The organism is Endozoicomonas sp. ALC020 (genome assembly GCF_049275935.1).
In the GTDB taxonomy this organism is placed as follows: Bacteria; Pseudomonadota; Gammaproteobacteria; order Pseudomonadales; family Endozoicomonadaceae; genus Endozoicomonas_A.
Genome location: NZ_CP184830.1, coordinates 3,561,899 through 3,575,179, shown reverse-complemented (window position 1 = coordinate 3,575,179; position 13,281 = coordinate 3,561,899). Strand labels below are relative to the sequence as shown.

Below are 13,281 nucleotides of genomic sequence, written 5' to 3'. Positions count from 1 at the left end.
ATTTGACGAACAAAAGCGGATTTACAGACCAATTTGCTGCCGCCGCACGACTGCATGGATGCAGGAGCTAGAGCAACGCAGGAGCAGTTGCCGCGTAGGGCAGTCTATTCTCGGTCAGGCTCCTAGCGAGGACGCCTAAGTTCAATAAGCCCCCGGGGCCTTGATAGGTATCAGTCCGTCAGCTTCTCCTGATAATCACATTTATTCACTTTATCTGCTGCAGGAATGAGTTCACCATCCTCGTCGAGATCAGCAGGCTTGCGTTTTCGATCTCTTCTGTTGTGATCCGACAGGTCTTGAGGTTTTTTGCAGACTATCACGGACGCTCGTTGCTGGCCATCCTCGATTACGCCTGGGTTAGGGTCTTGTTGCTTCTTGTGGGCACTTCTTTTGTGAGACCACAGGCTTTGAGCATTCTTATAGACTTTCCCGCATGGTTGCTGCTGACCATCAGCGCAGACCACAGTCACGTCACAGCTTTTCTGTCCGGTGTGGCATTTATTTTTGTGACTCGTCAGGGCTATCGCACTCTTAAAGACCTTCCTGCATGACTGCTGCCGGCCATCCTCCCCGGTCACGGTTGAGTCACAGATTTTTTCGCCGCTGTGGCATGTGCTTTTGTGTATCGACAGAGCTTTAGCATTCTTGCTGAGCTGCCCGCATAGCCGCTGCTGACCATCCTCTCCGACCAGGATCAATGCACAGATTCGCTGCTCGCTGTGGCATTTGCTTTTGTGATATATAAGGGCCCTGTGATTCTTGCAGAACGTCCCGCATGGCCGCAGCTGACCATCCTCCCCGAACACAATCACCTCACAGACTTGCCCGCTGTGGTAGTTTCTTTTATGGTCTGACAGAGCTCCGGCACTCTTACAGACCTTCCCGCATCGTCGCTGCCCGTCATCCTCCTCAAACATGATTATCTCACAAGTTTTTTGCCCGGAGTGTTTTCCTCTTTTATGGTTCACCAAGGCTCTGGCATTGTTGCAGAGCTTCCCGCATGGCCGCTGCCGACCATCCTCCCCGACCACGAGCACTTCACAGGTTTGTTGCCCGCTGTGGTAACTTCTTTTGTGCTTTGACACGGCTACAGCATTCTTGCAGTGATTGCTGCATGGCCGCAACTGACCCTCCTCCCCGACCACGACCACTTTACAGGCTCGTTTTCTGGAGTGTTCTTGTCTTTTGTGATACTTCAGTTTTTTTGTATTTGTGAAGAGCCTCCCACATGACCGCTGCTGGCCGTCCTCCGCAACCACAACCACATCACAGGTTCGTTCCCCGGAGTGTTCTTCTCTTTTGTGATATTCCAGGCAGTTAGTATTCATGAAGAGCTTCCCGCATGGCCGCTGCTGACCGTCCTCCCCGAATACGATCACTTCACAGGTTTTTTGCCCTTTGTGGTATTTACTTTTGTGATCCGACAGGGCGCCAGCATTCTTGCAAATCTTTCCGCATCGCCGCTGCTGGCCGTCCTCCCCGACTTCGATCTGATCACAGGTTTTTTGCCCGGTGTGGAATGTGCGTTTGTGATTCACCAGGGATCCAGCATTCTTGTAGACCATCCCGCATGGCCCCTGCTGGCCGTCCTCCCTCATTACGGTCAAGTCACAGACTTTTGGCCCGGTGTGGCATCGTCTTTTGTGACTCGACAGGCTTATGGCATTCTTAAAGACCTTACCACATGGCTGCTGCTCGCCGCCCTTCAGGACCACGGTCAACTCACAGATTTTTTGACCACTGTCGGCTTTAGCTTGTAGTGCGCCTGTCAGGGAAAGATGAGCTTGACTTTGATCCAACTGGGATGACTTAAAGGTGGTTTGCTGTGTTTCTGAAGAATTAAGCGTAAAGGCAAGTTCGTGTTCTCCAAGAAGACGCTGCAGATCAAGTGACCCATTAGTGGCCGTTAAATCATCGGCAATGGAAGACAAATACCCGAGCATTTGCACATCATCATCGAGTGACTCAGTAGCGTCAATGGCATTCTGGATTAAGTCTGCAAAATGACCATCAATGTCATCAAATTGTGGATCAGAATCGAATGGAAACTGAATGTCAGAAAAATCATTGAATGTTCTGAAAAGAGGGTTTTGACGGGACTCCATAGCTTTTGCAGGATCAAAATGCCCCATGCAACCTGAGCAGTGTCCGGTAGCCAAGTGAGGGCATGAGCTTTTCAGGGTATTCAGGGGCCATTCAGCAGGCTCACTGCTACCAGATAAGGGGTGCAATTGACAAAAGCCATAACAGGGATGGACGAAACAATTTAAACCCAAGGTGTGCAGGTGTTGCTGGTCGCCTCCGTTTCCGCCGTTATAGTCATTATTCAGAGGGCTGATAAAAGAGCTCATAAGTGGCAGAGTGGCTTTTGGGGCTGGCTGGCTGGATGATTCTGACGACTGATATTGCGGTGAGTTCTCTCCGGAGCCAAACGCTGCAGTGATGGTTGCAAACCGGTGATCACCCTCTGTCATTACAGATGTCACCTGTTGTTCAATCATGCCAAACAGTCGTGTATCGGGATTCCAATAGTTTTTTAAAAACCAGGCAACAGCGACAAGCACTTCTGAAGGAAGCGATAAATAAGGAGTGGTGATTCTGGTTGCCACTTTTGTGGTCACGCTCATTTCGTAAGCAATAAGCAGATTTGTAGCGTAAAGCCATTGCCACGAAATCGACTCAATGATGGTTTTTTCTATTCCACAACCAGGTGACCTATTTCGCTTTTTACAAGGCGGCAAATATGATTGTCCGTAGTCGTTTATATGGGCAATATCTGATGGGTTGCCCGACAACGTATGCCAGTCAGATTTTATAGAAAAGTTTTGTTTTGGGGAACCTGCATTCTGTTCAAGCTCGACAATAAAACGTCTTGTCAACGATCCGGCCTGACAGATGACAGACAACGACAGCAGCAGTAACAGCAGTGCCACAAAGAGTGAGTGTTTAATAATTCTATCCTTGCATTCCGGTTTACAGAGAGGAAGGATAGATCAAGAAAACAAGCCTGTTTTCTGTCAAAACGCTCAAAAATCATACTCCTGGCGGCAGAAGGTAAAACTGATAATGCCACTCGTTGGAGTACTCGTTCCATGACTGCTGTCAGCGATGGCGGTGAAGCCAGCGTTCGACCAATCTGGAAGGCAAATGACCTCTTGAAGAGACGTTCAAAGTCTCTTTCTTACCTGATCAACTTGTCAGGTCGCTGATAACCTGACCAAAAAGGCGGCTGCCAGGACGTTGAAAGGTATTAGTCCGCCAGCTTCTCCTGGTAATCACACTTATTCACTTTATTTCCCGGAGGACTGAGTTCCTCGTCCAGATCAGCAGGCTTGCGTTTTCGATCTCTTCTTTTGTGATCCGACAGGGCTTTAGCGTTCTTGCAGACTTTCCTGCATGGCCGCTGCTGACTATCCGCCCCTAACACAGTCACTTCACAGGTTTGTTGCCCTCTGTGGTTTTTACTTTTGTGATTCGACAGGGCTTTAGCATTCTTGCAGACCTTCCCGCATGGTCGCTGCTGGCCATCCTCAGCAAACATGATCACTGTACAGGTTTGTTGCCCTCTGTGGTATTTACTTTTGTGATCCGACAGGGCTTTAGCACTCTTGACGAGCTTCCCGCATGACCGCTGCTGGCCATCCTCGCCGATCAGGATCACTCCACAGGTTCGTTGCCCGGAGTGTTCTCTACTTTTGTGATTCGATAAGGCTCCAGGACTCTTGAAGACCTTCTCGCATGGCCGCTGCTGGCCGTCCTCCCCGACCACTCTCAGGTAACAGGTTTTTTGACCGCGGTGGTATTTGCTTTTGTGATTCGACAGGGCTCTGGCACTCTTAAAGACCTTCTCGCATGGCCGCTGCTGGCCTTCCTCCCCGACCACGGTCAACTGACAGACTTTTTGCCCGGTGTGGCATTTGCTTTTGTGATTCGCCAGGGATCTGGCGTTCTTGTAGACTGTCCCACACGGTCGTTGCTGGCCGTTCTGCCCGACCACGGTCAACTCACAGGTTTTTTGACTAGTGTCGGTTTTAGCTTGTACTGCGCCTGTTCGGGAAAGATGAGGTTGGCGATCCAATTGGGATGATCTGGAGATGCTTTGCTCTGTCTCTGAAGGGTTAAGCGTAAAGGTAGGCTCGTCTTCTTTGAGAAGACGCTGTAGATCAAATGACCCATTAACGACCGAAAAATCATCAGCAATAGAAAACAGATGCCCGGGCATTGGCACATCATCATTGAGTGACCGGTTAGCGTCAATGGCATTCTGGATCAAGTCTATAAGGTGACCATCAATGCCATCAAAGGGTAGCTCAGACTCGAACGGGAACTGAATGTCAGAAAGATCATGCAATGTATTGAAAAAAGGGTTTTGATGGGACTCCAAAGCATATGCAGGATCAAAATGCCTCATGCAACTTGAGCAGTGTCCGGTAGCCAGGTGAACGCATGAGCTTGCCAGAGTATTCAGGGGCCATTCAGCGGGCTCACTGCTCTCGGACAAGGGGAGCAATTGACAAAATCCATGACAAGGATGAATGAAACAATTTAAACCCAAAGTGTGCAGGTGTTGCTGATCGCCTCCGTTGCCACCGCTGTAGTCATTATTCAGGGGTCTAATAAAAGAGCTTATAGACGGCAGGGTGGCTTTTGAGGCTGGCTGGCCGGATGGTTCTGACGACTGATATTGCGGTGAGCTCTCTCCGGAGCCAAACACTGCAGTGATGGTTACAAACGGATGATCCCCCACTGTCATTATAGATGTCACTTGTTGTTCAATCTTGCTAAACAGCCGTGTATCGGGCTTGCAATAGTTTTTTAAAAACCAGGCAACAGCGACAAGTACTTCTAAAGGAAGCCATAAATAAGGAGTTGCGATCTTGGGTCCCACTTTTGTGGTCACGAACAGTTCGTAAGCAATCAGCAGATTCGAAGCGTAAAGCCACTGCCACGAAATTGACTCGATGATGGTCTTTTCTATTCCATAATCAGGTGATCTATGTCGTTTTTTATCAGGTAGCAAATCTGGTTGTTCATAGTCGTTTATGTGGGCAATATCTGATGGGTTGCCCAACAACGTATGCCCGCCAGGTTTTATAGAAAAGTTTTGTTTTGGTGAACCTCCATCCTGTTCAAGCTCGACAATAAAACGTCTTGTCAACGATCCTGCCGGACAGATGACAGACAACGACAGTAGCAGTAACAGCAATGCCGCAAAGAGTAAGTGTTTAATAATTCTATCTCTGCATTACGGTTTACAGAGAGGAAGAATAGATCAGGAAAATAAACCTGGTTTCTGCATAAACGCTCAGACATCATACTCCTGTGCCCATTGGAAATCTTACTCGGAATAGCGCGTCTAGGCGACCCCGTCTAGGCGACCCCGTCTAGGCGACCCCGTCTAGGCGACCCCGTCCAGGCGACCCCGTCCAGGCCGACCCCGCATAGGTGACGCTTAAAGCTGATAAGCTCCCGGGGCGCTGACAGGTATCAGTCCGTCAGCTTCCTCTGGTAATCACACTTATTCACTTTATCTACAGAAGGACTGAGATCATCGTCCTAGTCCAGATCAGCAGACTTGCGTTTTCGACCTCTCCTTTTGTAATCCGACAGACATCGTGGATAGTAGCAGACCGTCGCGTATGGTCGTTGCTGGCCAACAGTTACTTTAGGGTTTTGTTGCTCGCTCTGGTCGTTTCTTTTGTGATTCAACAGAGCTTTAGCATTCTTGCAGTCTCTCCCCCATGGCTGCTGCTAACCATCCGCCCCGACTACGATCACATTGCTGGTTCGTTGTCGGCTGTGGTATGTTTTTTTGTGATATATCAGGGCCTTAGCATTCTTGCAGAGCTTCCCGCATGGCCGCCTCTGACCATCCACCCCGAACACGATCACTTTACAGGTTTGTTGCCCGCTGTGGTATTTACTTTTGTGGTCCGAGAGGGCGTTAATACTCTTAAGGACCTTACCGCATGGTCGCTGCTGGCCACCCTTCGCAAACAAGATCACTTCACAGGTTTGTTGCCCGGTGTGTTGGCCTCTTCTATGAGTCACCAGGGCTTTAGCATTCTTGCAGAGCTTCCCGCATGGCCGTTGCTGACCATCCTCCCCGACCACCATCACTTTGCAGGCTTGTTGCCCGCTGTGGTATTTGCTTTTGTGATCCGACAGGGCAGCAGCGCTCTTGAAGACCCTTCCGCATGGCCGCTGCTGACCACCCTCCCCACCCACGATCACTGTACAGGTTCGTTGCCCGGAGTGTTCTCTTCTTTTGTGATTTGCCAGGATTATAGCATTCTTGCAGATTTTCCCGCATGGCCCCTGCCGACCATCCTTCCCGAACACAATCACTTCACAGGTTTGTTGCCCTCTGTGGTATTTACTTTTGTGATCTATCAGGGCTTTAGCATTCTTGCAAAGCTTTCCGCATGGCCGCTGCTGACTGCCCTCCCCGAAAACGATCTCTTCACAGGTTCGTTGCCCAGTGTGGTATTTACTTTTGTGATCCGTCAGGGCTTTAGCATTCTTGCAAAGCTTTCCGCATGGCCGCTGCTGGCCGCCCTCCCCGACTTCGGTCAGGTCACAGACTTTTTGCCCGGTGTGGTATGAGCTTTTGTGATTTGCCAGGGCTCCAGTACTCTTCAAGACCTTCCCGCATGGCCGCTGCTGGCCGTCCTCCCCGACCACGGTCAGGCTACAGATTCTTTGACTGGTGTGGTATTTGCGTTTGTGATCCGACAGAGCTCTGGCACTCTTAAAGCCCCTCCGGCATGGCCGCTGTTGGCCGTCCTTACCGACCACGACCACCTCACAGGTTTCTTGACCGCTGTCGGCTTTAGCTTCTGCTGTACCTGTCCGGAAAAGATGAAATGGTTTCTGATTCAATAGGGACGACTTAGAGGTGGTTTGTTGTGTTTCTGAAGGGCTAAGCGTAAAGGCAACCTCGTCTTCTTTGAGAAAACGCTGTAGATCGAGTGACTTATTAATGACCGCAAAATCATCAGCAATAGAAGACAAGTGCCCGACCATTGGCACATCACCATTGAGTGACCCGGTAGCGTCAATGGTATTCTGGATTAAGCCTGTAAGTTGACCATCAAATAGTGGATCAGAATCGAATGGGAGCTGAATGTCAGAAAGATCATTCAATGTTTTGAAAAGAGGGTTTTGACTGGAATCCCCAGCATATGCTTTATCAAAATGCCTCATGCAACTTGAACAGTATCCAATAGCGACGTGAACGCATGCGCTTTCCAGGGTATTACGGGGCCATTCAGCAGGCTCACTGCTACCGGATACGGTGTACAATTGACAAAAGCCATGACAGGGATAGACGAAACAATTTAAACCCAAAGTGTGCAGCTGTTGCTGATGGCCTCCGTTTCCCCCGTTATAGTCATTATTCAGGGGGCTAATAAAAGAGCTCATAAGCGACAGGGTGGCTTTTGAGGCTGGCTGACTGGATGATTCTGACGACTGGTATCCTGGTGAGTTCTCTGTGGAGCCAAACACTGCGGTGATGGTTGCAAAGCGGTGATCCACCCGTGTCATCATAGATGTTGCCTGTTGTTCGATCGGGCCAGACAGCCGCATATCAGGCCTCCAATAGTTTTTTAAAAGCCAGGCAACCGCGACAAGCGCTTCCAAAGGCAGCCATAAATAAGGGTCGGTGTTCATGGGAGCCACTTTTGTGGTAACGAACAGTTCGTAAGCAATCAGCAGATTCGAAGCATAAAGCCATTGCCAGGAAATCGACTCAATGATGGTCTTTTCTGTTCCATAACCAGATGAACTATGTCGTTTTTTATCGGGTGGCAAATCTGCTTCTGCATAGTCGTTTGTGTGGGCAATATCTGATGGGTTGGCCGACAACGTATGCCAGTCGGGTTTTATAGAAAAGTTTTGTTTTGGAGAGCCTGCATCTCGTTCAAACTCGACAATAAAGCGTCTTGTCAACGAACCGGCCTGACAGATAACAGACAACGACAGTAGCAGTGACAGCAGTGCTGCAAAGAGTGAGGGCTTAATAATTCTATCTCTGTATTCCTGTTTACAGAGAGCAAGCATAGATCAAGAAAATAAACCTGTTTTCTGCTGAAACGCTCAAAAAATCATACTCCTGTGCCCCCCGGGAGTCTGACTGGGAATAGTGCATCCAGGCAACCCCATCCAGGCGACCACAGAGGACGCTTAAGCCCGATAAGCTCCAGGGGCGTTCAGGTATCAATCCGTCAGCTTCCCCTGATAATCACGCTTACTCACTTTACCTCCCGGAGGACTGAGTTCAGCGTCCTCGCCCAAAGCAGGCTGGCGTTTTCGATCTCTTCTTTTGTGATACGACAGGGTTTGAGGTTTTTTGCAGGCGGACCCGGACGACCGTTGCTGGCCATCCTCGATTAAGGTCAGGTTACGGTTTTGTTTCTCTTTGTGGGCCTTTCTTTTGTGATGCCACATGACTCTGGCATTCTTGCAGAGTTTCCCGCATGGCTGCTGCTGACCATCCGCACCGACCACGATCACTTTACAGCTTCGTTGCCCGCTGTGGTATTTGCTTTTGTGCTCTGACAAGGCTAGAGCACTCTTATAGACCTTCCCGCATGATCGCTGCTGGCCATCCTCCCCGAATACCATCACTTTGCAGCTTTGTTGCCCGCTGTGGTATTTTCTTTTGTGATCCGACAGGGCTCCAGCGCTCTTGAAGACCTTCCCGCATGGTCGCTGCTGACCATCCTCAGCAAACATGATCACTTCACAGGTTTGTTGCCCTCTGTGGTATTTACTTTTGTGATCCGACAGGGCTTTAGCATTCTTGTAGAGCTTCCCGCATGGCCGCTGTTGACCATCCTCCCCGAACACGATCACTTTACAAGTTTGTTGCCCGGAGTGTTTTCCTCTTCTGTGGTTTGCCAGGACTATAGAATTCTTGCAGAGTTTCCCGCATGGCTGCAGCTGACCATCCTCCCCGGCCACCATCACCTCACAGGTTTGTAGCACGGAGTGTTCTTCTCTTTTGTGATCTATCAGGGTTCTGGCATTCTCGAAGAGCTCACCGCACGGCCGCTGCTGACCATCCTCTCCGAACACGATCACTTCGCAGGTTCGTTGCCCTCTGTGGTATTTATTTTTGTGATCCGACAGAGCTCTAAAACTCTTGGCGGGCTTCCCGCATGGCCGCTGCTGGCCATCCTCCCCGACCAGGATCACTTCACAGATTCGTTGCCCTGAGTGTTCTCCACTTTTTTTGTGATTCGATAAGGCTCCTGCGTTCTTGAAGATCTTCCCGCATGGCCGCTGCTGGCCGTCCTCCCCGACCACTTCCAGGTAACAGTTTTTTTGACCGCGGTGGTATTTGCTTTTGTGATTCGACAGGGCTCCGGCACTCTTAAAGACCTTCCTGCATGGCCGCTGCTGGCCGTCCTCCCCAACCAGGGTCAGCTCACAGACTTTTTGCCCGGTGTGGCATTTGCTTTTGTGATTCGCCAGGTATCTGGCATTCTTGTAGACCATGCCACACGGCCGTTGCAGGCCGTCCTGTCCGACCACGGTCAACTCACAGGTTTTTTGACTAGTGTCGGCTTTGGCTTGTACTGCACCTGTTCGGGAAAGATGAGGTTGGCGATCCAATTGGGACGACTTGGAGGTGGTTTGTTGTGTCTCTAAAGGGTTAAGCGTAAAGGCAACCTCGTCTTCTTTCAGAAGACGCTGTTGATCGAGCGACCTATTAATGACCGCAAAATCATCAGCAATAGAAGACAAGTGCCCGACCATTGGCACATCATCATTGAGTGACCCGGTAGCGTCAATGGTATTCTGGATTAAGCCTGTAAGGTGACCATCAAATAGTGGATCAGAATCGAATGGGAGCTGAATGTCAGAAAGATCATTCAATGTTTTGAAAAGAGGGTTTTGACGGGACTCCCCAGCATATGCTGGATCAAAATGCCTCATGCAACTTGAACAGTATCCAATAGCCACGTGAACGCATGCGCTTTCCAGGGTATTCCGGGGCCATTCAGCAGGCTCACTGCTACCGGATACGGTGTACAATCGACAAAAGCCATGACAGGGATGGACGAAACAATTTAAACCCAAAGTGTGCAGCTGTTGCTGATGGCCTCCGTTTCCCCCGTTATAGTCATTATTCAGGGGGCTAATAAAAGAGTTCATAAGCGACAGTGTGGCTTTTGGGGCTGGCTGACTGGATGATTCTGACGACTGGTATCCTGGTGAGTTCTCTGTGGAGCCAAACACTGCGGTGATGGTTGCAAACCGGTGATCCCCCCGTGTCAACATAGATGTCGCCTGTTGTTCAATTGGGCTAAACAGCTGTGTATCGGGCTTCCAATAGTTTTTTAAAAGCCAGCCAACAGCGAAGGGCACTTCCGAAGGCAGCCATAAATAAGGCTCGCCACTCATGGGGGTCACTTTTGTGGTAACAAACAGTTCGTAAGCAATCAGCAGATTCGAAGCGTAAAGCCATTGCCACGAAATCGACTCAATGATGGTCTTTTCTATTCCATAACCAGATGAACTATGTCGTTTTTTATCAGGTGGCAAATCTGGTTCTGCATTGTCGGTTATGTGGGCAATATCTGATGGGGTGGCCGAAAACGTACGCCAGTCACGTGTTATAGAAAAGTTTTGTTTTGGGGAGTCAGCACCCCATTCAAGCTCGACAATAAAAAGTCTTGTCAATGATCCGGCCTGACAGATGACAGATATTGACAATAGCAGTAAGAGCAGTGCCGCAAAGGGTGAGTGCTTAATAATTCTATCTCTGCATTCCGGTTTACAGAAAGGAAGGATAGATCAAGAAAATAAACATGTTTTCTGCCAAAACGCTCAAAAATCATACTCCTGTGCCCCCTGGGAGTATGACTGGGAATAGCGCATCTAGGCGACCCCATCCAGGCGACCACAGAGGACGCTTAAGCCCGATAAGCTCCAGAGGCGTTCAGGTATCAGTCCGTCATCTTCCCCTGATAATCACGCTTATTCACTTTACCTCCCGGAGGACTGAGTTCATCGTCCTCGCCCAAAGCAGGCTTGCGTTTTCGATCTCTTCTTTTGTTGTAGGAAAGGGTTTGAGGTTTTTTGCAGGCCGTCCCAGACGACAGCTGCTGGCCATCCTCCCCGAACACGATCACTTCACAGGTTCGTTGCCCGGAGTGTTCTCTTCTTTTGTGATATAACAGGCTGTTAGCATTCATGAAGGGTTTCCCGCATTGTCGCCGCTGACCATCCTCCCCGACCACGATCATTGCACAAGCTTTTTGCCCTCTGTGGTATTTACCTTTGTGATCCGCCAGGGCTTTAGCATTCTGGCAAAGCTTTCCACATGGCCGCTGCTGGCCGTCCTTCGCGACTTTGGTCAGATCACAGACTTTTTGCCCGGTGTGGCATTTGATTTTGTGATTCGCCAGGGCGCCAGCATTCTTGTTAACCATCCCGCACGGCCGCTGCTGGCCGTCCTCCCCGACAACGGTCAGGTCACAGGTTTTTTGCCCCGTGTGGTATCTGCTTTTGTGATTCTCCAGTGATCCAGCATTCTTGAAGACCATCCCGCATGGCCTCTGTTGGCCGTCCTTGCGGACTTCGATCAGATCACAGACTTTTTGCCCGGTGTGGCATTTGCTTTTGTGACTCCACAGGGCTCGAGCATTCTTATAGACCTTCTCGCATGGCCGCTGCTGGCCGTCCTCCCCGAACACGGTCAGGTCACAGGTTTTTTGCCCCGTGTGGTATCTGCTTTTGTGATTCTCCAGTGATCCAACATTCTTGAAGACCATCCCGCATGGCCGCTGCTCACAGTCTTTCCCGACCACGCTCAGACCGCAGACTTTTTGCCCTGTGTGGCACTTGCTTTTGTGATTCCCCAGAGCTCGAACACTCTTAAAGACCTTCCCGCATGGCCGCTGCTGGCCGTCCTTCCCTGACACGATCACTTCACAGGTTTTCTGGGCGCTGTCAGCTTTAGCTTGCGCTGCGTCTGTCCGGGAAAGATGAGGTAGGCTCTGATCCAATCGGGATGACTTAGAGGTGGTTTGTTGTGTTTCTGAATGTTTAAGCTTAAAGGCAGGCTCATCTTCTTTAGGAAGACGCTGTAGATCGAGTGACCTATTAATGATCGCAAAATCATCAGCACTGGAAGACAGATGCCCGGGCGCTGGCACATCATCATTGAGTAACCCGTTAGCGTCAATGGTATTCTGGACTAAGCCTGTAAGGTGATCATCAATGCCTTCAAATGTTGGCTCAAACTCGAACGGGAGGTGAATATCAGAAAGATCATGCAATGTATTGAAAAAAGGATTTTGACAGGACTCCTCAACATATGCAGGATCAAAATGCTTCATGCAACCTGGGCAGTGTCCAGTAGCCAGGTGGACGCATGAGCTTTTCAGGGTATTCAGGGGCCATTCAGCGGGCTTACCGAAGGATAAGGGTTGCAATTGACAAAAGCCATAACAGGGATGAATGAAACAATTTAAACCCAAAGTGTGCAGGTGTTGCTGATCGCCTCCGTTTCCGCCGCTATAGTCATCATTCAGAGGGTTAATAAAAGAGCTTATAAGCGTTAGGGTGGCTTTTGGGGCTTGCTGACTGGATGATTCTGACGACTGGTATTGTAGTGAGTTCTCTCCAGAGCCAAACACTGCGGTGATGGTTGCAAACCGGTACTCCCAACGTGTCAGCATAATAGATGCCGTCTGTTGTTCAATCGGGCTAAACAGCCGTATATCGCGCCTCCAATAGTTTTTTAAAAGCCAGGCAACAGCGACAGACACTTCCAAAGACAGCCATAAATAAAGGGCGGCGCTCATGGGAGTCACCTTTGTGGTAACGAACAGTTCGTAAGCAATCAACAGATTCGAAGCGTAAAGCCATTGCCACGAAATCGACTCAATGATGGTCTTTTCTATGACATAACCATATAAACTGTGTCGTTTTTTAACAGATGGCAAATCTGGTTCTGAATAGTCGTTTATGAGGGCAACATCTGGTGGGTTGCCCGACAACGTACGCCAGTCACGTTTTATAGAAAAGTTTTGTTTCGGCGAGTCTGCATCCCGTTCCAGCTCGACAATTAAGCGTCTTGTCAACGATCCGGCCTGACAGATGACAGACAACGACAGTAGCAGTGCCAACAGTGCCGCAAAGGGTGAGTGTTTAATAATTCTATCTCTGCATTCCGGTTTACAGAGAGGAAGGATAGATCAAGAAAATAAATATGTTTTCTGTCAAAAGCCTCAAAAATCCTGCTCCTATGCTTACTGGCAGTCT

General features: G+C 49.6%; 5 protein-coding genes. All 5 read right to left on the bottom strand.

Annotation, left to right across the window (positions count from 1 at the left end):
- Positions 1-170: 170 nt before the first annotated feature.
- Positions 171-2,933: a hypothetical protein gene (locus ACOJUO_RS13185; RefSeq protein ID WP_422137173.1), complete on the bottom strand. Its 2,763-nt coding sequence runs from the start codon at positions 2,931-2,933 to the stop codon at positions 171-173.
- 317 nt (positions 2,934-3,250) lie between these two features.
- Positions 3,251-5,158 (bottom strand): hypothetical protein, encoded by a 1,908-nt coding sequence (locus ACOJUO_RS13180; RefSeq protein ID WP_422137172.1) that lies wholly within the window; start codon positions 5,156-5,158, stop codon positions 3,251-3,253.
- 593 nt (positions 5,159-5,751) lie between these two features.
- A complete protein-coding gene (locus ACOJUO_RS13175; RefSeq protein ID WP_422137171.1) occupies positions 5,752-8,064 on the bottom strand; it encodes a hypothetical protein in 2,313 nt (770 codons plus the stop codon).
- Positions 8,065-8,220: 156 nt separating this feature from the next.
- A complete protein-coding gene (locus ACOJUO_RS13170; RefSeq protein WP_422137170.1) occupies positions 8,221-10,692 on the bottom strand; it encodes a hypothetical protein in 2,472 nt (823 codons plus the stop codon).
- Between the two features lie 266 nt (positions 10,693-10,958).
- Positions 10,959-13,100: a hypothetical protein gene (locus tag ACOJUO_RS13165; protein WP_422137169.1), complete on the bottom strand. Its 2,142-nt coding sequence runs from the start codon at positions 13,098-13,100 to the stop codon at positions 10,959-10,961.
- Positions 13,101-13,281 lie beyond the last annotated feature (181 nt).

What these genes read in the sequence shown, in the direction of transcription:
- ACOJUO_RS13175 (WP_422137171.1), bottom strand. Translation starts at nt 8,064, where the DNA reads ATGCTTGCTCTCTGTAAACAGGAATACAGAGATAGAATTATTAAGCCC.